Here is a 26,125-nt window from a genome sequence, read left to right on the forward strand (position 1 = left end):
GCCGAGATCGGCGTCAGCACGTCTTTGGACGAAACCTTGTTAACACTTTTACTAATTTAGAAACCTATGAATAACCGTAGGTATTGCAAAGTTGTTTAAAAAAGCTAGAGCGATCAGTAAAATCGCACTAGCAAAAAGGTTAGGTTTTTTAGGTTTGCACCAAGTGAACTTACGTTAAATTACCCATAGATTCACAACAATAATTCAATTTAGCCACATTTTTTATAGCCAGACTCCAAACATATCTTAGATGCATCTAGTGCTTTTTGCGCATCAGTATATGTCATTGATGGTACGAGTAATTTAATCATTGAATAGGCGTCACTAGACCCATTTTTTCTAGCAAGATGAAACCACATAAGCGCTTTTTTATTATCTTGGAGTACACCTTGGCCCTCACCGTACATAACCCCAAGGTTGAATTGAGCAGTCGCAAAACCCTGCTCAGCGGCTTTTCGATACCAAGAAACAGCCTGGTTATAATCTTGGATTACACCTTCGCCCATACCGTACATAAAACCAAGGTTATTTTGAGCAGAGGCATACCCCTGCTCAGCGGCTTTTCGATACCAAGAAACAGCCTGCTTATAATCTTTGAGTACACCTTCGCCCTTATAGTACATAACCCCAAGCGCATCTTGTTCAGGGGCATACCCCTGCTCAGCTGCTTTTTCAGCAAATACGGTATCACGATTATGAGTAGAACAACCAGATAGCAAGAGAATCAAAATAGGTGTGAATAATTTATTCATATAGGGCAATACATTAGATAAGAAACAAAACACATAACTATAATATATTGTTTTCATTCCGCAAACACCCATTTTTGTTTTCGCTCTTTGTGAGTTTTGGGTTTCAGATTAAAACTATCTGGTCAAAACCTACTCGCATGTGGATGTAGACTTTTTGGCCAAACTCATTTCGGGGCATTTTCAAGCTAGAAAATACCACGTGTTAAAATTCAGATCGTGATATTTCTGGACAAAAACGTCTTTAGGAAAATTGAATATAAGCAACCATCAAATAACTACAGGTGCGGCAACATGAGTTTGGAAGTGCTAGTGCGATGAGCGAAATCGCAATAGTAAAAAGGCTTTGTTTAGATACAGATTATTAAATACCATTACTTTAAATACCTAGACAAGGATGTTGCACGTAGACCTCTGTCGTCATAAGAGAGCCTTCAAAAACAACATCTGATGAAAACACCATCACCCAAAAACTTTGTGTACTGCCACATATTAAAATTGCAACAGCACACAAAATAGTGTTAATACCAGTGAATATCTACACCTTCATCAAACGCTATCAAACCATTGTGGGTCGCCAAAGATGGAATAGTCACACTGGTGAGTTCATTGCCAGCAAACGCTTCACTTTGAATATCGAACACTGATTCTGGGATAGTTACGCTGGCAAGTCGGTTATTCCGGAACGCTTTATAACCAATGAAGGACACTGAACTTGGTATAGTCACCTTAGTGATCTTATTATCAGCAAACGCCTCCGGTGCAATGGTATTTACCGAATCTGATATAGTTACGCTAGTGAGATTATTGTTACTAAATACCCCATGGCTAATAGTGGAAACCGATTCTGGGATGGCCACACTGATAAGTTCATTGCCAGCAAACGCCTCACGCCCAATGGTGGTAACCGAATCTGGGATGACCACACTGGTTAGTTCGCTGCTAGCAAGCGCCCTACGCTCAATGATGGTCACCGTATCAGGAATAACAACTTCTTTTCTTGCCCCACCATAGGAAATAACAACCTTCTTATTCTCGGTGCCATCCTCATTACGAGCAAAAATAAAGCCATCTGATGGTGCATTATTAACTGTGGATAGTGCATTGCGATTAAATGCACCTAAGCCAATAGTAGTCAACGAATTTGAGAGGGTCACGTTGACAAGCTGGTTGTCAGAAAACGCAGCCTCTCCGATAGTTCTTACTGAATCTGGAATGGTCAAATTGGTGAGTTTATTATTACTAAACGCCTTATCCTCAATAGAGGTCACAGAATCTGGGATAGTTACGCTGGTCAGTCGGTTGTTCCGAAACGCCTCATTCTCAATGGTAGTCACTGAATAAGGTATAGTCACATTGGTGAGCTTGTTGTAAGCAAACGCCTTTTCACCAATGGCCGTCACCGAATCAGGCATAGTCACATTGGTGAGCTTGTTGTAAGCAAACGCCTTTTCACCAATGGTCGTCACCGAATCAGGCATAGTCACACTGGTGAGCTCATTATCAGAAAACGCGCCACGCTCAATAGTGTTTACCGAATCTGGAATAACAATTCCTTTTCTTGAACCACCATAGGATACGACAACCTTCTTGTTCTCTGTGCCATCATCATTACGAGCAAAAATAAATCCATCTGATGCCGCATTGTTAACTGCAGATATTACATTACCATTAAACGCTCCATTACCAATAATGGTCACAGAATCCGGGATAGTCACGCTGATGAGCTGGTTGTTAGAAAATGCAGCCCCCTCAATAGTGTTCACGGAATCTGGGATAGTCAAACTGGTGAGTTTATTATCACTAAACACCTTCCAACCAATAATGGTCACCGAATCTGGAATGATCAAATTGGTTAAATTATTGTAACTAAATGCTTCCCACCCAAGAATATTCACGGAATCTGGGATAGTCACACTGGTGAGTTCATTGCCAGAAAAGGCCCGATGTCCAATGGTGGTTATCGAATCTGGAATGGTCACGTTGGTGAGCCTGTTGTGAGCAAACGCATCATCCTCAACGGTAGTTAAAGAACTAGGTATAGTCACACTGGTGAGCTCGTTATCAGCAAACGCCCCCTGGCCAACGGTAGTCAGCGAATCAGGGATAGTCACGTTAGCAAGCTTGTTAGCAGAAAACGCCTTCACACCAATGGTGGTCACCGAATTTGGAATGGTCACACTAGTAAGCTCATTATCAGCAAATGCCCTCTCACCAATGGTGGTTACCGAATTTGGAATGGTCACACTAGTAAGCTCATTATCAGCAAATGCCCTCTCACCAATGGTGGTCATCGAATCTGAAATGGTTACACTAATGAGCTTGTTGTCAGCAAACGCCCCTTCACCAATGGTGGTCACCGAATCTGGAATGGCCACACTGATGAGCTTGTTACCAGCAAACGCCCCTTCACCAATGGTGGTCACCGAATCTGGAATGGTCACACTGATGAGCTTGTTACCAGCAAACGCCCCTTCACCAATGGTGGTCACTGAATCTGGAATGGTCACACTGATGAGCTTGTTACCAGCAAACGCCCCTTCACCAATGGTAGTCACCGAATCTGGAATAGTCACACTAGTGAGCGCGTTATCAGCAAACGCCTCCTCACCAATGGTGGTCACCGAGTCTGGAATGGTCACGCTGGTAAGTTTGTTGTGAGCAAACGCATTATCCCCAACAGTAATCACAGAACCTGGGAGCGTTACACTAGTGAGCTCATTGTAAATAAACGCATAGTCTCCAATAGTAGTTATCGAATCTGGAAGGGTTATGCTAGTGAGATTATTATGACCAAACGCGCTCTTATCAACGGCAGTCACCGAATCTGGAAAAGTCACACTGGTAAGATTGTTGCCCTCAAACATACCGAAACCAATGGTAGTCACCGAATCAGGAATAACAATCTCCTTTCTCCCTCCGCCAAAGGAAACAACAACCTTCTTGTTGTCAGTACCATCATCATTACGAGCAAAGATTATGCCATCTGATGGCGCATTGTTGAATGTGGATATTGCATTACCATTAAACGCATTAGAACCAATGGTGGTCACCGAATCTGGGATAATCACGCTGGTGAGATTGTTGTCAGAAAACGCTGAACCCTCAATAGTCGTCACAGAGTCTGGGATGGTCACACTGGTAAGCGTATTGCCAGTAAATGCCCCCCAACCAATAGTGGTTACCGAATCAGAGAGACTCACGTGGGTGAGGTTGTTGTCAGCAAACGCAACTTTTCCTATGGTGGTCACTGAATTAGGTATAGTCAGGCTGGTGAGTTTGTTTCGAATAAACGCCTCATCCTCAATGGTGGTCACAGATTCTGGTATAGTCACGTTGTGTATCTCATTATCGGCAAACACACTCTCGCCAATAACGGTCACCGAATCTGGAAGGATCAGGCTAGTAAGCTCGTTGCGTTCAAACGCACTATCCCCAATAGTGGTCACAGAATTTGAAAGGGTCAGGCTAGAGAGCTTGTTTCCATAAAATGCTTCCTTACCAATGGTTGTTACCGAGTCTGGAATGATCAAGCTAGTTAGTTCGTTGTGTTGAAACGCCCAATCACCAATGGTAGTCAACGAATTTGAAAGGGTCAGACTAGAGAGCTTGTTTCCATTAAATGCATCCCTACCAATGGTGGTCACGGAATTTGGAATAGTCACATTGGTCAAATTGTTGTAACTAAACGCACTCGCACCAATAGTAGTCACTGAATCAGGGATAGTCACGCTGGTGAGCTTGCTACGTATAAACGCATCACGCCGAATAGTAGTTACCGAATCTGGGATGATGACATCTGTTTCGCTACCATTATAGTCAATAATTACTGACTTGCTTTTTGTGCCATACACCAACCCTTCTGTTGCTTTTTCACAGCCAGTAAGAAAGGTTAAACAGAGCAAACTGCCCAGGGGCGGGCAGATTACCCTCGTGAATCTTGTTATTGATAATGACATACCTGTTCTCAGATTTATATTTAGACCGTCATCAGATTTTCTGTGCGAATGCATAAAACATTCACATACGGTTAGTTTTATCTTGGGTTAAGAGGATGATAGCAATACTTATTGCGACTTATCATTCCCAACAAGTTGTTTAAACAATTTCACTACTAAAAGAAGCGGTTTGACAAGCAAAACAACTATATAAAAGGCTTAAATCTTGTTAAGTTTCATTCTATCGCAGTATTTTCGTAGTATAAAACACACGCTTTTAGACTTTTTAGATTATTTAATCTAACGAATTTGGGGTAGAGCCCTCTTAAAACCATCACATCCACAAAGTACCACGAGCAAAATTAAGCTTGAGGGGCGAGCCGGCATAAAAGTTGAATGAAATAGGAGTAAAGAACCTCATCAAAAGAGCTTTTGGTATAGTTCCTGATTTCGCAAACTTTACACCGAATTGATTATATATTGGATGTATTTTTTATCTGACTATAGCTACGCCTTATCGAAGCTAGGAACGCACAAGAAGAGTTTTATGTAATTTATACTTCACAAACAATTTCTCGTAGGTATTTGTGATAGGGTCTACCGTTTTTTAGTACCAGAATTGTTACGAGTAAGACAGCAATTATTGCTTTTAAACTCAGAACCTTAAAAGGCCCTGAGCAGAAGTGCTAGAACAGTAACTTAAAAACATAGCTATTTATTCAAATCTTGTGTAGTAACCACTTCGCTTACCCAAATAGGCATGAAGTCAATGCCTCCAGCGGCAATACCACGGCACAAACCTGTATTACCATAACTCGCACGAACCATTTGTTTGCCATCAAAAAACCAGCTTTCAAAGCTCCAGCAATCCCCCAATCCTCGGCCTTTATGAGCGGAGGAAACAATGCCGTCAGAATAGTCATTACCAGAGATGTTAAGACGTTTAGGCACAGCAGCATCGCCTTCTCCCAACAACCAATAACTTGAACCATAGTTATAAGCCGCTATCCAACAGGACGCCTCAATCAATGATTGGCCATTATTAAGCTTTGCAATAGCAATTGACGGTGTTTCTTCAAACAACCTATGGCACTCGGAGCTGTCTCCCTTAGACTCATAGCTAGCACGAAGCTGTGGTAACAATTTGGCATATTGGGCAGATTCTGGCTCAAGTGATTTCATCATTGCATCGCCGCCAACATTCACAAGTGTTGGGATAGCCACAGCAAGATTCACCCTAGACTCAGCGCCCTGACCTTTTGCGACAATAGCAAACGGAGTATTCTGGCGCCCCTGATATTCATCCATCTTACGAAACACGGCACTGGCACCGCTACCAGACAGTACCCATTTAGTTTTACCATCACCAATTTCAATAAGTGCATCTTTAGTCACTACTGCAAGAATGGCCTGAACCTGCATGGATGTCATGGCGTCATGCTGTATCGGGCCCAACTCTAGGCCATCGATATAAAGATTTATCTGCTCAGGCCAATGGTCAAAATCAGATTCATCACCTAAATACACTTTGCCCGTTACTGGCGCTGCAGGCCCCGCTTTACGAGTAAACATCACAGCAACAGGATTAAGACTGCCAATTTCTGAATAGCCAGCCGCCCGGCAGGTCCCTGTATTATCACAAGCTAGATACCAATCTTTGTGTTGAAAACTCTCTCCCTCAAAAGCGCTGACAGAAAAAGCTACCAAACCCAATGTATATATTGTACTTCTAATACAGAGCATTAGCATATTCCTCCAGTTCAGTTTTAATGAATATATCATTGTGCCTCCTTTGCTACTTGCTACTTCTATTTGCCAGTATTAAAAATTTCGTATTCTTATTAACATAAATTTTATAGTTATTTATTAGAGCGAACCAGAAAACAAATTTAGTCATTTACTCAAATTCATCAATAGCTAAAGGAATGGCTCCATATCTTTTAGGACTTAATTTTCTTCTCTTTATTGACAAACAATAATAAAAACTCATAATAAACTATTAAGCAATCTTATTTTAATAATTATTCACCTATATATAGTACCTTTTTCTCCCATTTTATAACCTAGAGTAAAGCCCAAACTTTTAACAGGTTTTACTTTATAATTCTGAGCCGAACGTAGTGCTTTATCTATATCTTTTTTCGTTAGTTTATCAGAAATTTCTTTGAACTGTTTTTCTGCGTCTGGATGTTTGTTTTTTTTTGCCCAGTAAGACCATTTAAACGCTTCAATTAAATTCATCATCCCATTTTCATTATCACGATATAATTGCGCAAAGCCAAATTGAGAATATGGGTCATTGTATTTAGTCCCCAATGAATACCACTCTATTGCTTTATCTATATTCTTATCGCAACCCAGGCCGTATTGGTACATATACCCAATTTTCCCCATCGCAACGCTTGAACCTTCTTTTACTGCGCTATAATATTTTTGAATAGCCTCTTTATAATTTACAACGTTGTACTTAGTTGATGAATAAATGTCACCAAGTAAAACTAATGCGTAGTGATCCTTCTTTTTGGCAGCAGTCTTAAGCCACTTAAGAGCCTCGTTGAGATCGTAATGGTCATCATCGAGATAAGTGTGTCCAAGAAGAAGCATTGCATCCGTGTCATTCTGATCTGCTGCCTTGTGTAGCCAATGCATCATCATTTTAGGGTTAGAGTACTCTTTTTCCATGGTATAAATCGCCGCAAGAGTTTTTTGCGCTTCTAAATCTCCAGATTCTGCTGCAATCGTGTGCCATCTCAACATTTCTGCTGAATCTCGACGAAAGTGTCCGTTTCCTTCATAGATTACGCCTAAAATAGCAGCGCAATCTACTTCTCCGTCAGCATATGCTTCCGTCAACCATTTGCTAGCTAACCGCCAATCCTTTTTAAATTTTTCACCACTAAAATACAGGTAGCCAAGTTCTTTCTTTGCCTCCGAGCTTCCCTTCAACGCTGCCTTCGTTAACCAATTTACTACTAGCTTTTTGTTATACTTAACACGCCTTCCATGATAGTAACGTCTCGCTAAGATAATTTGAGCCACACTAGACCCCTTTATCGCTAAGTATTTAAGAATATCAATCGGCAACGCAACAACAAGTAATTTATAAATAATATTGAATGTTATTTTTAGCCTAAACATGACTCTTTGTAATAAATTAACATCACGTTTTTTCATTGTTATCTAAATTTCTCCAAGGTTAAATCCTCCGAACTTCATATCAAACTTAATAGTTATTAGCAATATTGAACTTCAACATTTACTTATATCTCTTTCAACTTGTTAAGTACAGGTAAGCATCTGTAGATGATAACCCAAAATTGACCGTGTTTGTGTTGGTTTCACTATGCAAGATAACTTTTTGTCAGGCAAAATCACGTCAGCAACATATAATTGAGTAAAAACACTCTGTAGAAAAGAAACACTATTGAGCTAGAAAGTATAACGGGTAGAAATACAATCGTGTTTAGTGTTCCACCGGCACATCTATGAATATCTATTTGTAACTTTTTAAAATTTAGTAAGTCATGATATTGCAACGTTATTTGTGGACACCAGCGTAATGGTTAAGATTGCACCAGTTAAAAGATATGATCAAAGTGGGTAAGTGCCGTTTCATTAAAAAGCACAGAATAATCATTGCTGACCAGATATCAGGATAACTCGCCACCCAAAAAGGTAACTTTGAACAGACAAACACCCACAGTGAGAGTTTGAATCGCTTTAGGTTACATTTTATGAGGGCAAACGAACGCACCAGATTTTGTAGGGTGTTTTATCTAGTGGGCAATCTAACACTCAATGTCTAACTGAGCTTCCGTAAGTTTCTCTCACTACTAAAGCTTCTCCCCCTCCCACACTTTCAACGATACTCTTGCGCCCTATTGTTCAGTTGGAAAACTTCATGCCTCAAGCTAACTCCGTTGTCGTACTCGACTTTGAAACCACAGGTCTGTCTCCGAATATGGGGGATCGCGCGATTGAAATCGGTGCGGTTAAGATCGTCGATGGTGAGGTGGCCGATAGTTTTCAGCAACTTATGAATCCTGGCTTTCGTGTTAGCTCATTTATTGAGGGCTACACAGGCATTACCAATAACATGCTGCGCACAGCGCTGAGCTGCGATGAAGTGATGGCATCGTTCAGTGAATTTATTGCGGGTGAGAACCTTATCGCGCACAACGCGTCTTTTGATAAGCGCTTTCTGGATACGGAACTGGAGCGAATCGACTGCGGCTACTCTGGTGAGTTCGCGTGTTCTTTATTGGTAGCAAGACGCCTTATTCAAGATGCGCCGTCACACAAGCTGGGTGAGTTGGTTCGTTATAAGAACATCGAAAACGACGGTGTATTCCACCGCGCGTTAGCCGATGCACAGGTAACAGCAAAACTGTGGCTGCTGATGGTAGAAGAGCTTGAGCAATCGGGCATCGCAGCGCCAAGCTTTAAGTTTATGCAGACGGTAAGTAAAACAGCGAAAGGAAAAGTGGAGCAGTTGCTCTCTAAAAATCGGTTTTAACCACACGAGATATAGACAAAAGTCGATTGCTTTTGATAGGAATCGGATTATTAAATATAGAAAGCGATTGCTCACATTAAAATCGCTTTTTATGTATTTAATAACTACTGTTTAGTGTTATTTAATCTCAAAATTTTGTTTGCCAGCTTTATTTGACCTGGAAGGTAAATCATTTGTAATAAACTTGGAAATGAAAATATCAAAACAGCTTTCAATAGATTCCAAATAACATCGTAATCACTAGGAGTAAATTTAAGGGCTGACATTAAAAAAGCCAGAACAATAAATGCATAACAAAACTTTTGAACAAACTCATCAGGATACCAAGAGTACGTTATTTTCGTTTTATTTTTATCTTGTTCTAGTTTACATCGAAGCTCGCCGCCAATCTCTCGCCCTGCAACAATTGAGCTGGAGTTTATAAACTCACGATCATTGAATAACCGGTCTTGATGTGCTTCAGAACTTCGAGAAGTTTTTCTTTTTACTATTAAGATATTTTTCTTTTTCTTAGTCAAGTAAGCACCTTCACTAGGGTTACTCTCATTCAAATAAAAATAATCAGTATTGTTTAACCGAGAAAGGATCTCTTCTATTGGTTCATCGTTATATTTTTCACTTCTATAAAGTGCGTGATTGATATGCATTACAATATTACAGCCTTGTTTAAAATTGAGATGTAAATTCTAAACAAGGCTGACTAAAACACCACTTCCAAAGTAACCATTTTCATAGGTAAATTATCTTTATTTTAGTAAAGTTCCAAACTGTAGATATCACTCCGGCACCCAATCCGAAATCACCTTACCATCTTTGATCGTGATGATGCGTTTGGTGCGTTCTGCGAGGGCGTTATCGTGCGTCACGATGATCAATGTTCTGCCTTCAGCGTGAAGTTGATTGAACAAGGCTTCAATCTCTGCGCCGGATTTTGAATCCAATGCACCCGTTGGTTCATCCGCTAAGATGATTTGCGGATCGTTGACCAAGGCTCTTGCAATCGCAACTCTCTGCTTTTGACCACCAGAAAGCTGGTTTGGTTTATGGTCTAAACGATCCCCTAGCCCGACTTGCTCTAGCAATTTAGCTGCGCGCTGGCGACGTTCTTTGGCTTTGATGCCAGAGTAAACCAACGGCAGTGCCACGTTATCAAGCGCCGTCGCGTATTCCAATAAGTTAAAGCTTTGGAAGACAAACCCGATCTTTTGGTTACGAATGCCAGCTAGGTCATTCGCACTTAAACTTGCTACGTTTTGGCCGCCAAGTTGGTACTCGCCATCGGTGGGCTTATCTAAACAGCCGAGCATGTTCATTAGCGTTGATTTACCCGAGCCAGACGGGCCAAGAATCGAAAGAAACTCACCTTGATTGATGGTTAAGTCTACGCCGTCGAGCGCACGTACTTCCGCCTCTCCGCTTGAGTAGTATTTGCAGATGTTGGTTAGCTCAACAAGCGGCTGGTTCGACATGTTCTCTCCAGAGTTATTGTTGTTATTCACTTTGTAGCGCCTCCAATGGGCTGACTTTTGCGGCTCGGTTTGCAGGTAACCATGCAGATGCCACACCAATTATCACTAAGGTGAGGATGACAATCGCGACAACGACCCACGACAACTCAGGGACAGGTTTACCCAGTTGTTCATAAAAGGCATTGCCCTCTAAAGGAATGGAACTGATGGCAGACACCAGCGCGTACGTCACGCCTAAGCCAAGCGCGCCCCCCATCATCATTGTCAATAAAGACTGCACTAAATAGTGCATGCGAATGGCCGTTGGGGTTGCACCGACTGCCATGCGCACGCCGATATCACGCGTAGATCGCTTTACGGTGGCATACATCACATTGGCGATGCCAACGCCAGCAACAGCTAACGTCACGAAGCCGATAATGCCAAGAAAACTCTGCAAACCTATCAGAAACTGCTGCATACTCTTTTGTTTAAGGAACATATCATCGACTTGGACGACCTGTTCATCACTGACACTTGCCCCGTGCTTACGGGCAATCACTTGCCTGATCGTCTTTGCTAAGGCTTCTCGGTCTACATCGGCTTGTGGTTGCACATTGATGCCACCAATTTCACCGTTGACATGAAATCGCTTCCACGTCGCTAACGGCACAAAGCTGGAATAGTTGATAAGATCCCCCAGTTCTATTTGGGCGCTGTTTTTCTCCAATACGCCCACAACGGTGAACTGCTCATTGCCGATTTTTACCTTTTTCCCCACAGGGTTGACTTGCAATGTGACTGTCGCAAACCAACTAAAGTCCTCATTCGGGTTGAATAAGTCGGCTGCCAGTTCATAACCCAGTACAACGACTTTGCGCGTCTCTTTTTGATCGAGTGGGTTTAACCATCGCCCCCCCGCCATCGGCACCAAATTGGTCATGGATTGAAACTCGCTCGTGACCGCTAACGGCTCTTGCCACGAGCTTCTGTCACCAACGGTGATGCGCTCTTTCCACTTCGCAGTTGGCGCAACGCTTTTTACATCGGGTAACGCTCGAACGACCTCTGAATCGTCCATTTTTAATGTCAGAAACTTACCTTGGTGAAAAGCACCGTGGTCGACGGTGGCCATCCCTCCGGTCAAATAGATCAAGTTGCCGTTACCATTTTGTGCGGTTTTCAATACCCCCTGACGAATGCCCTCACCTACCGCCAACATAGCAGCGATACAGAGGGTCGCCCACGCTACTGCCAGAATGGTCAAACCCAATCTCAGCTTTTCTGCGGCCATTTCTTGGAAAATTTGTCTCATCGGTAACAACATGACTAGGCCCTCGCACTCAAAGCAATGACTGGCGTGAGACGCGATGCTCGCCTTGCTGGGAAATACGATGCCATCAATGCCAAGATAAGTGTCACAAGTAAAGACCAAGCAATGGAATCTGGCGTGATCACAGGCAAACCAATCCATTCCGGTAATGCCATGCGGCTTAAGACAGATACCACGGCATACGAAAACATCAGACCTAATGCCGTGCCCATGGCTACCAAAATAAGCCCTTCAAGAATAAACTGACTGAGTATGGATTTTTGAGTCGCCCCGATCGCTAAACGCACACCGATTTCACGCGTGCGCTCCGTGACAGATAAAAACATGATGTTGGCAACGCCAAGCGCACCGACCGCCATGGTCATCGCACCGCTCGCTCCGAGAAAAATCTGAATGCCACGTAAAATTCCACTGATGACCGCCGCACCTTCACTAAAATCGGGTAATTCGATCGCATCTTTATCACTTGGGTCAAAATGAAGCTGTTTGGCGAAAAAGTTCACGATATTTTGTCGAAACGACGGTGCATCCATCCCGTCTCTCGGCTTCATCAATACCATCCAAGGTTTCGCATCCCACAAATCGCGGTACGTTGTTTGAGGAATGAAAACCGTGCGGCTATCGCCGAATGAAATGCCAGTGTCCTCACCAACGGTTATCCCAATCACCAAAAACGGAATGCCGTTGACTTTGAGCCTATCCCCGATTTGGATTCCGCCCATTTGCGCAATTTGATCGCCTAACACCGCCACGCGAGTGTGGTTGTCCATATCGCTTGGTGACAGGTTTCTCGAACCGGATTGCAGCTTGCGTTGCATTAAAGGAAAGTAAGACGTATCAATACCGCTGACCGTACTCGATAAATTCTGTCCTTTGAGATTGGTGATATTCGCATCCCATTTGGCGTAAACGCTTGACGCCTGTTGCACGAAGCCTGACTGTTTGATCATGTCGACTTTTTCTTGTGGAATATCAATTTGTCGTCTTGAAGGTAACCCTTGCCACGGTTTACTGGTACTCGACGGAAACACCACTTGCACATTGTTGATCATAAATGAAAACGACTGGGTCTGATGGCGATAAAAGCCTTCGCCAAGTGCGATTAACACCACCACAGAGATCACGCCCCAAGCAATCGCGATAATGGCTAGCACGCTCTTCATGCGATGCGCCATCAACGTTTGCCAAGTTTGTTGCAATAGATTGCTCATGAATGAAAAGCTCGAGAGATCAACGCCATGGTATCGTCATCGAGTTTCCCTGCGGTTTGCAGTAAGCCGATTCTCTTACGCCAATAGCTGTACAAGTTGGTTTGCAGACTGTTTTTCGCCTCAAACAAGCTGTTGTGTGCACTGATAACTTCCGACACTTCAAGCAGACCAGCGTCGTAAAGTTTCTCTTTGCTTTGCAACACTCTGGCGCGCGACTCAACCAGCTCGTTCGCTATCAAAACTTGATTCCAGTTGATATCGACCTGCGTAAACTGCTGAATAACTCGTTTCTGAATATCAATTTCCACTCTACGCATATCTTGCTTGGCGTTTAAAATGTTCAACGATGCTTCGTCCACTCTCGCTCGCACTGCACCATTGAGGTCAATCGGCAAACTCAAACTAATCCCAGCGTTAAACTCGCCGTTTGAACGATTGTCACCATCGCTGTAGCCCACACTGCCTTTGACGGTCGGGTAGTATCCACCTTTAGCTGAATCTTTCGCGAACTCGCTCGCTTTCACCATCTGCGCCGCTACCAACAGCTCTGGACTGCTGTCTTTCGCCAGCTTTAGCCATTGATCCAGAGAGTCCACCAGCATCGGCGGCTGAATTAGAGAATCCGTTCGAATTTGGTCGACACTCTCCGGCATTTGATTGATTAACGCCGCAAGCTCTGCTTTTTTCACTTCGAGATCGGCTTTTGCATTGAGGATACTTGCTTGCTCAGAGACTTGATTCGCTCGCATCTCTTCAACATCAACCGACTTCACTTTGCCTGCTCGATAGCGTTTCTCAATGATGTTGAGAAGTTCTTTCCCCTCCTCCAGCTTGGACTGTGCCAATTTGAGGTCGCCCTGTGCGCTTGCCACATCTAGGTAAGCGGTGAGCAACTTCTGCGCAAGCTCGTTATGTGATTGAGATAGCTCTAACTGTGCTTTGAGATAATTGGCATTCGCTTGATCCAGTTCCGACCACAAACTGCTATCCCAAATAGTTTGAGATAAGGTCGCGCCGTAACTGTTGGAATGGCTTGAGGACTCATTCCAATCCGCTGACGCACTGGCACTTAAACCCAGCAATAACGCACTGTGGCTACTCTGTACGCCAACCTCGCCAAGCTGGACGCCGATTTTCGCCTTTTCGTAATTTGGATCGTTATGCTTTGCTTGTTGCCAAGCTTGTTCAATAGAAATTGCGTAGGTAGGCAAACTGAGCGTGGCAGCCAACAATGCAAAGGCGATTGTTGATCGTTGCAGCTTAACCATGCGCCGCTCCCATCATGCTGTTGTCGATGACCTCTTCATCAAGCTCCACGCCATCAAGCACTTCGACATTGATGCCATCTGACAGACCGAGTTTCACCGGTTGTTTATGAAACCCTTGTTCTGAGCTGTCGGGGATCAGAACATTCGGTACGTCACCATCAAATTGCAGAGCGCGCTCCGGTAGAGTGAGCACGTTTTCAGACTTCTTCAGAATGATTTGAGCCGTCGATGAAAAACCAGAACGAAGCAACACATCTTGTGGGATCTTGAGTTCTCCCACTTCAACCTCAAAACCGTTATCAAAACTTTTTGCCGAAGCGTTGCCTTCTGGTGAGTTAAGGTTCTCAGATTGAATCGCCACTTTGGTTAGCACACCAGAAATCGCCACATCAGGATAAGGCGCAACCGTCAACATAACGGGCATTCCCGGAGACAACTGCGCAGCATCATGCTCACTGACGCTACCTTTAAAAATCAGACTGTTCATGTCGGCCAATGACATCATTTCAGTCGCGGCTTGGCTTGATTGAGTCGAGATGATCGGCTCTCCGACCTCAACTTTCTGGTTGAGTACCGTGCCATCAATTGGCGCGTAGATCGTCGACGTTAAACGCGCATCACCGATAGACGCCTCACCACTGCGGATGAGTTCGAGATTCTGGCGCTTTTGCAATACGTCCGCTTGCGCAGATTTGACTGCCGAGCGCGCACTTACGTATTCGTCGTAGTTACTTGGAATAATGTCCTGCTTGACCAAGCTTTCTAAGTTGGACAGTTTTTGTTTGGCGGATTCCAGATCGGCTTCACTACGCATGAGTTCTGCCGATGCATCCGTTAATGCTTGGGGGGTTGGGTTTGGACGCACTTTGATCAGCGGCTGGCCTTGCTTCACCTTTTCACCAACTTTCGCGTAAATTTCACCGACGATACCGTCGATTTGTGACTTGATAGACACGGAGTGTGCAGGGACAATTTTACCAACAGCCACCGCTTGTTTTTCAATCGTGCCTTTTTCCACAATCAATGTAGGCAGCAATTCTGGTTGAGCGGCAGATTGGAGATAGAAATACGTACCACCGCCGAGCAGCGCAATGCTCACAGCGGAGACAAGCCAACGTTTCGTCATTATTTATTCCAACAATTATTGGGTAGTCTAATGACTACTCCTAAAACACAAAGTTGAAGGAATAATATCCTGCTTTAATAGCGGTTTGGTTGTCACAGTTGGTATGGCTTTGTCAGTCGCCTCTGACAATCAAAGACTAAAAAATCTCGACGAATCATTCAGCAAAGACGCTGTCTACGATGGCGACTAACAAGCTCTGTAACCGCTCGTTTCAACCGCCCCCCTTTTCATTCTGAACAACGTGCAAAATGGCGCAGTTCTGTATCCTCCAATCGCATATCCATACAGTCTTGCGCCTCACGTCCTAAAGCAGGAAAAACCGCATGCGCTTTTAAAATGCCTTGGCTGATAAAGCCACATTTCTCCAACACACGAATACTCGCGTGGTTGCCAATATGCGGGGTAGTGCGAATGCGCGTTATACCCAAGCTTTGCAGGTAAACAACACCAAGTTTGCAGGCTTGGGTTGCATAGCCTTTTCCCTGATAGCGAGCAGAAATACCAAAATGGATTTCACTGCTGTCTTGCTCAGGTATCAGCACCAGACAGCCTATAGGAGTTTGAGAAGTAAGTTCTTCAATAGTGAAGACTAATAGATTGGGAGACTTTTGATCATATTGAGCACGCCATCTTTCGATAGCTTCAAGGGTTTGATTTGAATTTTGGTGGGCTTGGCGATTGAGGAAGCGACATGCTTGCTCATCGCCTAAATAGTTTTCAAACAGGGGAGCAGCGTCTGTTGTTTTGAGGTATCTGATTGCCACTTGTTGAGCTTCAACTCTCATCATGATTTAGCTCTGATAAACATTCGGTTTCCAGATTTGCATAAAGTTTTCTACTGGAGCAATAGGAGTGAACCCAAACTGTTCGTACAACCCATGAGCATCGCGGGTTGCAAGCATCATACGGCGTAAGCCTTGTAGTTCTGGATGAGCAACAATTTCTGAGATCAACCACTTACTGATGCCTTTACCACGGTGTACCTCCATAACAAACACATCGGCAAGGTACGCAAACGTGGTACGATCGGTAATTAACCGAGCAAAAGCAACGAGTTGATTTTCATCATCCAAAACCGCGAAACAGAACGAATGGCGCAATGACTTCTCAAAGCGTTCTCTTGGAATGCCCTTTCCCCAGTAACTGTTTGAAATGAACTGGTAGATAACGTCTAAATCCATGTCATCTAACGACATAGTAATTCGAAATCCTTGCATTGTATCCCTCAACATTGATTTATATTTTCTCAGCCACACAGACAAGCGAGGTGGCATTCGCCTCAAATACTTGCGCTGACCAAGATTGGTACTTCTCTATGATTCTGAATCCCGCTTGTTCAAGGAAACCCTCTATGTCTTCTAGCGGACGATATTTTAAATCAATGCTGGAATGCTCAATCGTTCCACTTTCAAAATGGCGCTCTTTGTTCAAATATATGATGGACGTTTGCAAGTCATACTCGGTCTTCATACCGAAATAATTCACTTCACCATAGGTTGGAGAAACATAGGTTTGCCACAGCGCCATCTCATGATCCAATTCTAGATTTTCTGGCGTTGGTAACCGCGTATCGAAAACAAATCGCCCACCTTTTTCGAGGTGTCTTGATATTGAGCTCAGTGCACCTGCTAGCATCTCATCACTTAAAAAGGCTTGGAATGCATTCCCTGTCATTATGGCTAGGTCAAACTTCTTACCTAACGAAAACTGGGTTGCGTCGAGATGAAGAAAACGCAAGTTACTCCTGCTTTTGGCTTTGTCCTTTGCGTGTTTGAGCATCCCTTCAGAAATATCAATGCCAATGGCTTCGTTGAGTTGCTCAGAGACTGGAATCGTGACAATGCCGGAACCACAACAGACATCCAGTACACTTCGAGCATTGGTTTCTTCGATTAACCTTGTGATAAAAGCAATGTCGTGATGGTAATGCTGGTCGTATTGAGCATCGTATTCAATGCCAGATCCGAACTCGGTTAAATCTTGTGTTTTCAAAAACAGTCCTTGTTTGTTACTTATTTCAGCGGTGTGACTTTTTCAGCTCTAGCATCAAGTATCGACACACATAACCAACACCAGATACGTAACCAATCACGTTTTCTAGTGAAACCACTTCCAACCCAGCTTGCTGACAGAGTTGCTCAACTTCACTTTCGGTATATGCCTTATGCACGACCGATCCACTATAAGTATTTCGAGGCAAATCTTGTCCATCCGGATCGTGGTATTGAAAACTGATAAAACATCGTCCATTCGCAGTTAGCTTATGCGAAATGCACTCCAGAAGTTGTTGAGGCTCTGCTAGAAACTCAGTAAAACCAAGTGCGGTGATAAGGTCGAAGGTTTGTTCAAACAAAGGGGAAAATGGCTCATCGAGATTATGAACCGCGACGCTTTGATAGAGGTTAGTTTGGCGCGCTTTATCAACCATTTTGGACGAGATGTCTAAGCCATGGATGGCGAGTTCTGGATAGTGACTTTTTACGACATGGCCGATACTGCCAGTCGCACAGGCTAGGTCGAGAACCGAGCCTTGCTCGACGGGAAAGGTTTTTAACTTCTCAGAAATCCAACGTGGACCGACGTAGTGACTGTCATCCACCAACTTTTGATAGCGATCCGACACATCATCATACATTTTTGCTACGTTCATCGTTTCCTCCTTGATAACCAGAACGATGCTCGAATGTAGCACGCAATAAGCATCTAGACACTTATTGGTTAACTAGTTCTTTATGGTATGTGACCGACTGGTTGTTTAGGACAACAAAAAAATCCGATACTCTATATTTTGAATATCGGATTTTTATTACGTTATCGAGCTAACCAAATTCTCGCTAATATTCCTATCGGAGTAGTAACGCCAGTTGTGACGGAGGAAATTTCACCATTTCTTAAAACATAAATGGTTGGGGTCACGCTAATTTTCCATTCACGCATAATATCGCTTGAAGGATCGTTTATGTTTTCGAAACGATATTCTTTTGCCCTCATAAACTGCGCCACACGCTCATTCGGTCCCGACGATCCAGAAACGCCAACTACGGTGTAGTCATCACTCAGCCAACTCACGCTTGGGCTTACAAATTTACAAGCGGGACACCAAGTCGCCCAAAAATAAACAACGACAGGTTGTTCATAACTTTGCGCGATTGCATCGAAGTGTTCGCCATCGCTCAAGACTGAGCTCAATGGTGGTGACTCCTGTTTAGGAATATCTTTAGTGCGATACCAATCCATCGCGATGGAAATGACGGTGACAATGAGCACCATCTGTACGATTTGAACGAGCCAATATCGGAATGTTCTACGCCGCTTTGTCGAACTCATTGAATAGCTCCCCCACTCGCTTGCTTCACCGCACTTAAAACAACATCATCAGTCAGAATCACAGGTAACGGGATACCTTGTGGCGCTGCCGGGCCATAGACGATGTTAAACGGCACACCGTAACGCCCATGAGCTCGTAAAAAGTCAGTTACCGAGCCGTCCGGATGTGTCCAATCCCCTTTTAACGTCGCTACATTAGGGCTTTGCAGCAATGAGTAGACAGGATCTTGCCAGATCACACCGATCTTGTTCGCTTTACACGTGACACACCAATCCGCAGTGACATCCACAAACACCACTCGCCCATTATTGACGTGATCTTCAATCGCCGAGTTAGAAAGCTTCTGCCACGCTAAGTCCTCAGGAAGCGGTGTCGCCCATTGGTCGGCAGTGACACTACCAAGTAACAGGCCACCAGCTATCAACACTAATGACGCAGTTCCGGATACAGCAAGCGCTTTCTCACCATACACTTTCTTAACTCTTGCCATCATTACAACAAAAGCAACTACAGCGATGAGTGCAATCCATAACATAGGTACATGATTTGCCATTAATGAAAGTAGCCAAACGCTGGTTGCCAGCATCATTATGCCAAACGCTATTTTAACGACATTCATCCACGAGCCAGGCTTTGGTAGTTTCAGCGCGATATTTGGAAACACAGCGACTAAGAGCCAAGGCAGTGCCATACCCAATGCTAATGCTGTAAAGGTTGCAAATAACGTTAATACGTCGGCACCCAAGGCAAACGCCACGGCCGTTCCTAGAAAAGGCGCGGAGCAAGGCGTCGCAAGCAATGTGGCAAACATACCTTGAACATAGTGACCAACTAGGGAGTTATCACCTTTCGAGGCCAGCCATGTATTGGTACCCGATGATAGACGGACTTCAAACAGCCCCAGCATATTGGCCCCAAACAAAGTGGTGACCAACACCATCAAACCTAAGAACCAAGGGCTTTGAAATTGCACGCCCCAGCCAATGGCATTACCTGTTAGCTTAAGCACCAAAATAAAACCAGCGAGAATCCAGAACGACGTTAATATACCAAGTGACGAGGCAACAAACTGAGCGCGAATTTGACGACGCTCGATACCTTGAGCGGCAACAATACTACTTAGCTTCATCCCCAAAACCGGAAGAACGCAAGGCATAATGTTAAGAATTAAACCGCCGAGCAACGCGAATAGAAAAACACTCGTTAGAGACGTGCTCGGCAACGGTTCAACTATTGCCTCAGCAGTTGCTTGAGTGGTTTCTTCTGCTAGTAAATTGGTGTCTTTGATGGTCACAAACAGCGACTGACCATCTAACTCCACATCGCCCAGCCAAGTATCAACGATATAGCTCGCGGTGACGATGTTTCCTTCTTGATGCATTCCTTCAAGCTTGAAGCTATAGTCTCGCGTTGCTTCATCGACACCATCCACCAGCACTTGTGGTTGTTGCCAACCCTGACTGTTCTGTAGCTTGATTTGTAGTTTCGATTGGTTCGCATCCCAACTCGCCTGAGTAACATCAATAAACGGCGATGGCTGCGGCACGTTACTCACTGCTTGAGCGTAACTGAACATCACGCCTTCATCGACTGTTAGATCAGAAGGCAAGAACGTCAATTGAATTTGATAGTCGGTCAGCACACAAATCGTCGTACAAGAAGAAAGTGTCAGTACCGCATCAATCGTGACAGGTCTGGACATGTCTTCGACGTGCAGCGTCATGGGGAACAAAGTATCGCCTTTATACCCAAGAGTCTCGATACCTAATAGTTCGAATTTTTGTGGGTGCGGCCATTGCCAATCCACTTTGGATAAATTTTGTGAATTTTGCCAATCAATAGATGGTGCTACGCCGCCCTCACCAGGTGAACGCCAGTAAGTTTTCCAGTCTCCGGTTAACTTGACATCCAAATAACCTGTAAGTGTTTTGGCTTGCGGATCTTGTTGACCAGTGAGCACAAAGCGCGTTTGCACTGGAGGATGTTGTGGGTTGGTTAGCCAACCTGTATCAGTAGTTTGAGCTGAAATACTCAGAGAGAGCAAACTCAAAGCAAGCGTCATAAAAAACATGAACGCAAACTGAGTCAGTTTAGTAATTTGATTCATAGTGATTCCTAGTTAAAAGACAAAGGTGCTAAATAACTGACGCTAGTGGTCAGAAAGCACGCTTTTATTCTCGGAACACACAGAAAGTCAGATGGACTCGATACTTACGGCCTATCGGTTCCGTCCAATGTTGCGCACCAATATAGGCACTGCACAACCAAATTGCCGAAGCAAAAAGACCGACAAACAGAACAACAATAAATACATCGAGTTGATGTTGAGAAAACTGAATTAACTTTTCAGACAATTCGCACTTGCTAGTTTCTTTAGTATCAATAGACTTGACGCTCGAACGCTCATCAGCAAGTGAAACCGCGGGCGATTCCGTCTCATATTTCATAGAGCATGACGATGCAAAGCCTGAATTTTGCATCAGACACACAACGACCACCCAGCCAATAATCGCCAGTAGCCATTTTGCCCGCTTATGTGGCGTGTGATGTCGTTTAGTCAACAAACTCATAAGAATTCAGATAAAGTAAGAACGAAGAAGATAATACGCGAGTCGTCATAAAGCTCAAGTTGTATCCTCTAAATAACCTTAAGAGGCTTCACTCGGTAAGCTTTAATCTAGCTTGCCATAAATATATGCCAACTCTGCGACGGTTTTTGCCGAGAACTTCTTCAATAGATTAGCTCGGTGTACTTCAACCGTTCGCATTGCTATGCAAAGTTCGTCAGCAATACGAATGTTGCGCTTTCCTTCAATAATCAAACGTAAAATGTCTTTTTCTCTAGGTGTGAGCGATTCATAAGCCGATTTAGCTGCTGCCATATCGAGGTTTGTGGCAGACTGCGCCTGTCCCTGCAAAATGGCTCGTGCCAGTTCATCGCCTTTGACTGGTTTTTGGAAGAAATTGACCGCCCCAGCTTGCAATGCATCGACCGCCATCGGAACATCACCATGCCCTGTCAGATAAATAACGGCTAACGGGCTGTTGGCTTTATTTAAAATTTGGTGCACTTGCTGACCACGAAGGTTGGGCATTCGGCTATCAAGGATCACGCATCCGGCCTGATGAATGTTCACTTCGTCGAGAAAAGATTGCCCATCAGCAAAAGTCGTCACCTTGAACTCATGCTCTTCCAGCATAAAAGCGAGCGAGTCACGCACCGATTCATCATCATCGACTACAAAAACAGGTAGCTGCTTTTCACCGCTGCTCATTGAATGCTCCTATGTCTAGTTCAGATTAGTTTTGATATGGAAACACAAGCTCAACCAAACAACCATGTGGTGCTATCGAGCTGATGACAAACTCGCCACCATGCATTTCCATCACATCGCGACAAATGGCCAACCCCAGCCCAAGCCCTTCTTCTTTGCTACTCACAAACGCTTGAGTCGGATTCTCTTGCTGCAACCCTGTACCATTGTCTAACACTCGAATAGAGAGTTGACTGATTTGGTAATCGCAATGCAGGGCAATTTTACCTTGATAACCTGATGAGTGATATTTCTCTTGGAACAAAGTACACGCATCAATCGCGTTGCTGATCACATTAACTAAAACCTGTTGTACGCCAACTGCATCGACAAGTAACGGACGAATGTTCCCTTCTGTACTGGCCACAATAGAAATGTTTTGCTTCTGCATCCGAAAATGGAGTAACTCAATCGTGTCATCAATGAGTACTTGAAGATCGCACGACGTTTTGTCGACACTGCGCTTGCGAATCAACGTTCTTAATCGCTGAATAATTGCATCGGCTCTTTCAACTTGGCCCTGTATTTTCTCAAGCACAGGGACAATATCTTCATGAGGGCGCTTTTTGGCCAAGCGAAGTAAACCGCCTTCACTATAGTTGCGAATGGCTGCCAGTGGCTGATTGAGTTCATGGGCAAGACTAGTGCCGATTTCTCCGACAATCGCGACCCTTTGTGAATGTTCTAACTGTTCACTTTTCTCTTTTAATCGCAACGATGTCTGCTCCAACGCTTGCTTACTCTTGCTAAATCGATACTCAAGCCAAAAGTGGTACGCGTTCAACACAATCACAAACATGAACAGCGCCCATGCCCATTCTTGATGACTACGCAGCCAGCGTAGAGCCTCACTCCACCAAGGTTGTTGCAACGGATGGAGATCCAACGCCTGATAAAGTTTGTCGATGCTCAGCAAGCTGACGGGGGACGTCCAACCTGACGCGCCTGCCGCAATAACCGCAGGGTGTTCAGGTGGCATCGCTAACAATACTTGCGCAATCTGTTTGGCGATCTGAGCTGAGCCGCGCTCTGTTTTGGCAAATGACCAGTTAGGATAAAGCGGTGTGGAAACAGCGCATAACGAGCGCTCGTTCGGCTGTTGATTTAAAACTCGATAATTACTCGGTTGTAAAAGCCCTTCACTTAGCATCTGTTCCAATAAACAAGCAGGGACAACGGCCGCTTCCACATTGCCATCACGTAATTGATACAGGTTGGCATCAATAGGAAAACCAAGATAGCGGACATCAGAAAAGAAATCGTTTGGATTAAGACCCATTTTGACTATTTGATAGCGCATCGTGAGATAACCACCAAAGGCTTTTTCTGATACCGCTGCAACGGGATGTCCTGAGACATCTTGCACCGTTTGATAACTTGAATTGGCTCGAACCACAAGCGCCGAACCAATGCCGTAATTCGAGTTTTGTGGTGCTCTGCTGGTTAGCGTTGCCATCCACGACAGCGCGTATTGCCTGCCCAATCGCACTGCCTGACCTGGGTTGGTTAAGATGAAATCTATCTTCTGAAACTTCACCGCTTCGCCCATTTCATCCAAGTTAAGGGGATGAAGGACAAAATGCACATCGGAAATTTGCTGATTGAGCCAATCAATGGTCGGTTGCCATCTCTGCTCAGCATAAAGATGACCACGTATCGCTAACACGCCCACTTCGACTTTTTGCTTGGCCTGTGGCTGCTCTGCTTTTTGCTCTTGCATTCCTTGCAGATCTGCTTGTTCAGAAACTGCGCCCTGAGCCAAAGATGCAAAGGCAACTAAGCAAAGAATCCAAAGCTGAAGCCACAGTGCTTTTTTCATGATGAGTCGAATCGTTCCGTCAAGAGAGTACAACAAGAATAACAGCTACCTTCCCTAAACCACATTTGTTTTAGATCAAGTTTGATCTGGGTATGTGGAAATCCACAATATAAGCCTCGCGGCGCATTTCTCACAATGGAATCAGTCAATTCAAATACAACAAAAAAGCAGGTGAGTTATGGATTCCACCAAACGTCGCTTTCTCAGCGCGGTCACAGCCGGAGCCGCGTTAATTCCAGTCGCAGGCATTGGCACGGCAACTGCGGGAAACATTATTCGAAATAACCAGTCCGCTGACCGAAAAGGACAAGTCGGCAAGCGTTATGCCATGGTGGTGGATTTGCGTAAATGTGTCGGATGCCAGGCTTGCACTGTGGGTTGCAGCATCGAGAACCAAGTGCCTATCGGTCAATTCCGAACCACCGTAAAGCAATACGAAGTTACGTTAGATGATAGCTCTACAGCCACGCGAGAAGCGAAAGCCTTTATACTCCCTCGCCTTTGTAACCACTGCGAAAACCCACCCTGCGTGGCTGTGTGTCCGGTTCAAGCGACCTTTCAGCGCGAAGATGGCATCGTCATGGTGGATAACAGTCGCTGTGTCGCCTGCGCGTATTGCGTACAGGCTTGCCCTTACGATGCGCGTTTTATCAATGAGGACACCCTCACCGCAGACAAATGCACCTTCTGCGCTCACCGTCTAGAACAAGGCCTATTACCTGCCTGCGTGGAAACCTGTGTTGGCGGAGCACGTGTAATTGGTGATTTGAATGATCCATCAAGTGAAGTTCGCCGCTTAATTGCGAAGCACCAAGACGATATCAAAGTGCTAAAGCCCAATGAAGAGACCAAGCCGCATGTGTTTTACATCGGCATGGATGAACGCTTCACCAGCCACATCGACGGGCAGCCAGCTATTTACGACCCACAAGGAAAGCGCGCATGAACATCACCGAAGTGTTAGTCCAACCTCAAGCAATGGCTTGGCTCCCGTGGGCGGTGCAGTACTTCTTTTACATCGGTTCTGCTTACGCTGCTGCTATTTTGTTCCTAATCGCACTGTTATTTGAGCAACACACCAGTCATCGGTTACGCGCCGCGCTGGTGCTAACGATGGCCATCGGCGCTATCGTAGGCCCGTTGGCGTTAACTGGCGACCTTCACCAGCCGGGACGAGCTTGGCATTTTTACGTGCACATCACGCCGTGGTCATGGATGTCTCTAGGCTCGCTGTTCCTGCCTGTTTTCTCAGGTTTAGCGGTAGTGACTGCATGGCTGTATCTCCGCGAGGATCTGATCAACTTACGTAATCAGCTAGGGAAAGTACTGCCTCTAATTTCAAAGCTGTCACTGGGTGACTGGGTGCTCTCTCGTAGAGTCATGCTTATGGTATCTGTTATCACGGTGCTATCAGGCATCACCATTGCAGTCTACACAGGCGCTGAAATTGCAGTCGTTAAATCGCGCTCTTTATGGCACCAACCCGCGTCGCCGGTTCTTTGGTTTGTCACTGCATTTATGAGCGCGGTCGGATTTTCTCTGTTGATTTGGCTCTTGCTGCCTAGTCAGTCAAAGACACTGACATCTGGCGATACTAATTTACTTAAAAAATCAGTGGTTACCAGCGGTGTATTAACGCTGATACTGCTACCGATTTGGGCATCCAACAATTCCGCATTTTCGCTCTATTCTAGCGAACAGTGGATGCACAACATTGCCCTGCTCACTTTTGTCGTTTTAGGTTGTGTTTTGCTCGCTTTCATCTTCTTGCGCGATACCCAAAAGTCCGCATCAGCCAGATTTCGTCACGTCATAGGGCTCAGTTTTGTGTCTGCTGCCGCACTGGCAAGTGCATGGCTGATTCGCTGGTTTACCATCATGGAAGTGCAAATCATCGCCAAGTTCGATGCAGGGCTGTATCCATACCAACTCACTATGGATGGAAATGGCTGGATAGGCATTATCGGCATGCTCGGATTATGGCTTGCACTGGCACTGCTCGGTTCGGAGCTGGTTCAGCCAAAACAAAAGATCGAAGTAAAAGCCTCATCACTCACCTTAACTGAACGCTAATC

The 26,125-nt window shown here is 44.6% G+C and carries 22 protein-coding genes; 3 read left to right on the top strand and 19 right to left on the bottom strand.

From position 1 onward, the window contains the following. Positions 1 to 209: 209 nt before the first annotated feature. From R7M92_RS12630 to R7M92_RS12645, 4 genes are all read right to left on the bottom strand, one after another. A complete protein-coding gene (locus tag R7M92_RS12630) occupies positions 210 to 809 on the bottom strand; it encodes a tetratricopeptide repeat protein (protein ID WP_318133526.1) in 600 nt (199 codons plus the stop codon). A gap of 461 nt (positions 810 to 1,270) precedes the next feature. Continuing rightward, on the bottom strand, positions 1,271 to 4,603 hold the full coding sequence (locus tag R7M92_RS12635) for a leucine-rich repeat domain-containing protein (RefSeq protein ID WP_318133528.1): 3,333 nt from the start codon (positions 4,601 to 4,603) through the stop codon (positions 1,271 to 1,273). Positions 4,604 to 5,398: 795 nt separating this feature from the next. After that, on the bottom strand, positions 5,399 to 6,469 hold the full coding sequence (locus tag R7M92_RS12640; protein ID WP_318133530.1) for a DUF1176 domain-containing protein: 1,071 nt from the start codon (positions 6,467 to 6,469) through the stop codon (positions 5,399 to 5,401). Positions 6,470 to 6,712: 243 nt separating this feature from the next. Beyond that, positions 6,713 to 7,861: a tetratricopeptide repeat protein gene (locus R7M92_RS12645; protein ID WP_318133531.1), complete on the bottom strand. Its 1,149-nt coding sequence runs from the start codon at positions 7,859 to 7,861 to the stop codon at positions 6,713 to 6,715. Positions 7,862 to 8,588: 727 nt separating this feature from the next. On the opposite strand from R7M92_RS12645, the gene R7M92_RS12650 reads away from it, so the two are divergent. Next, positions 8,589 to 9,203 carry a 3'-5' exonuclease gene (locus R7M92_RS12650; RefSeq protein ID WP_318133533.1) on the top strand — a complete coding sequence of 205 codons (615 nt, stop codon included), beginning with the start codon at positions 8,589 to 8,591 and terminating at the stop codon, positions 9,201 to 9,203. A 104-nt stretch (positions 9,204 to 9,307) separates the two neighbouring features. On the opposite strand, the gene R7M92_RS12655 is transcribed toward R7M92_RS12650, so the two are convergent. From R7M92_RS12655 to R7M92_RS12725, 15 genes are all read right to left on the bottom strand, one after another. After that, positions 9,308 to 9,850, bottom strand: a complete 543-nt coding sequence (locus tag R7M92_RS12655; RefSeq protein ID WP_318133535.1) for a hypothetical protein — start codon at positions 9,848 to 9,850, stop codon at positions 9,308 to 9,310. Positions 9,851 to 9,979: 129 nt separating this feature from the next. Continuing rightward, the gene (locus R7M92_RS12660) at positions 9,980 to 10,672 is read right to left on the bottom strand and encodes an ABC transporter ATP-binding protein (protein WP_318133617.1); all 693 of its coding nucleotides are present in this window, start codon (positions 10,670 to 10,672) and stop codon (positions 9,980 to 9,982) included. A 22-nt stretch (positions 10,673 to 10,694) separates the two neighbouring features. Next, positions 10,695 to 11,978 (bottom strand): ABC transporter permease, encoded by a 1,284-nt coding sequence (locus R7M92_RS12665; protein ID WP_213966766.1) that lies wholly within the window; start codon positions 11,976 to 11,978, stop codon positions 10,695 to 10,697. Between the two features lie 2 nt (positions 11,979 to 11,980). Then, positions 11,981 to 13,195 (bottom strand): ABC transporter permease, encoded by a 1,215-nt coding sequence (locus tag R7M92_RS12670; RefSeq protein WP_318133537.1) that lies wholly within the window; start codon positions 13,193 to 13,195, stop codon positions 11,981 to 11,983. Continuing rightward, the gene (locus R7M92_RS12675) at positions 13,192 to 14,463 is read right to left on the bottom strand and encodes a TolC family protein (RefSeq protein ID WP_318133538.1); all 1,272 of its coding nucleotides are present in this window, start codon (positions 14,461 to 14,463) and stop codon (positions 13,192 to 13,194) included. The genes R7M92_RS12670 and R7M92_RS12675 overlap by 4 nt, the downstream gene beginning before the upstream one ends. Further along, on the bottom strand, positions 14,456 to 15,589 hold the full coding sequence (locus tag R7M92_RS12680; RefSeq protein WP_140058760.1) for an efflux RND transporter periplasmic adaptor subunit: 1,134 nt from the start codon (positions 15,587 to 15,589) through the stop codon (positions 14,456 to 14,458). The genes R7M92_RS12675 and R7M92_RS12680 overlap by 8 nt, the downstream gene beginning before the upstream one ends. A 227-nt stretch (positions 15,590 to 15,816) precedes the next feature. Beyond that, on the bottom strand, positions 15,817 to 16,377 hold the full coding sequence (locus tag R7M92_RS12685; protein ID WP_029834621.1) for a GNAT family N-acetyltransferase: 561 nt from the start codon (positions 16,375 to 16,377) through the stop codon (positions 15,817 to 15,819). Between the two features lie 3 nt (positions 16,378 to 16,380). Beyond that, complete coding sequence (locus R7M92_RS12690) at positions 16,381 to 16,806, bottom strand: GNAT family N-acetyltransferase (protein ID WP_318133542.1); 426 nt, start codon at positions 16,804 to 16,806, stop codon at positions 16,381 to 16,383. Between the two features lie 19 nt (positions 16,807 to 16,825). Continuing rightward, positions 16,826 to 17,581, bottom strand: a complete 756-nt coding sequence (locus tag R7M92_RS12695) for a class I SAM-dependent methyltransferase (protein WP_318133547.1) — start codon at positions 17,579 to 17,581, stop codon at positions 16,826 to 16,828. 25 nt (positions 17,582 to 17,606) lie between these two features. After that, positions 17,607 to 18,239, bottom strand: a complete 633-nt coding sequence (locus R7M92_RS12700; protein ID WP_318133548.1) for a class I SAM-dependent DNA methyltransferase — start codon at positions 18,237 to 18,239, stop codon at positions 17,607 to 17,609. A gap of 161 nt (positions 18,240 to 18,400) precedes the next feature. Beyond that, positions 18,401 to 18,916: a protein disulfide oxidoreductase gene (locus tag R7M92_RS12705; protein WP_213880365.1), complete on the bottom strand. Its 516-nt coding sequence runs from the start codon at positions 18,914 to 18,916 to the stop codon at positions 18,401 to 18,403. Next, on the bottom strand, positions 18,913 to 21,024 hold the full coding sequence (locus tag R7M92_RS12710; RefSeq protein ID WP_065274696.1) for a protein-disulfide reductase DsbD family protein: 2,112 nt from the start codon (positions 21,022 to 21,024) through the stop codon (positions 18,913 to 18,915). The genes R7M92_RS12705 and R7M92_RS12710 overlap by 4 nt, the downstream gene beginning before the upstream one ends. Positions 21,025 to 21,088: 64 nt before the next feature. Then, on the bottom strand, positions 21,089 to 21,487 hold the full coding sequence (locus tag R7M92_RS12715) for a hypothetical protein (protein ID WP_005376702.1): 399 nt from the start codon (positions 21,485 to 21,487) through the stop codon (positions 21,089 to 21,091). 102 nt (positions 21,488 to 21,589) lie between these two features. Then, positions 21,590 to 22,192, bottom strand: a complete 603-nt coding sequence (locus R7M92_RS12720; protein ID WP_213963881.1) for a response regulator transcription factor — start codon at positions 22,190 to 22,192, stop codon at positions 21,590 to 21,592. A 25-nt stretch (positions 22,193 to 22,217) separates the two neighbouring features. Then, positions 22,218 to 24,050, bottom strand: coding sequence for a sensor histidine kinase (locus tag R7M92_RS12725; protein ID WP_318133551.1), 1,833 nt, complete (start codon positions 24,048 to 24,050; stop codon positions 22,218 to 22,220). 178 nt (positions 24,051 to 24,228) lie between these two features. Here R7M92_RS12725 and dsrO point away from each other — a divergent pair, with 178 nt between their 5' ends. Further along, positions 24,229 to 24,996: a sulfate reduction electron transfer complex DsrMKJOP subunit DsrO gene (dsrO, locus tag R7M92_RS12730; protein ID WP_318133553.1), complete on the top strand. Its 768-nt coding sequence runs from the start codon at positions 24,229 to 24,231 to the stop codon at positions 24,994 to 24,996. Further along, positions 24,993 to 26,123 (top strand): NrfD/PsrC family molybdoenzyme membrane anchor subunit, encoded by a 1,131-nt coding sequence (gene nrfD, locus R7M92_RS12735; RefSeq protein ID WP_318133556.1) that lies wholly within the window; start codon positions 24,993 to 24,995, stop codon positions 26,121 to 26,123. The genes dsrO and nrfD overlap by 4 nt, the downstream gene beginning before the upstream one ends. Positions 26,124 to 26,125: the final 2 nt, after the last annotated feature.

This window comes from Vibrio sp. Vb2880, assembly GCF_033337975.1.
Lineage (GTDB): Bacteria > Pseudomonadota > Gammaproteobacteria > Enterobacterales > Vibrionaceae > Vibrio > Vibrio alginolyticus.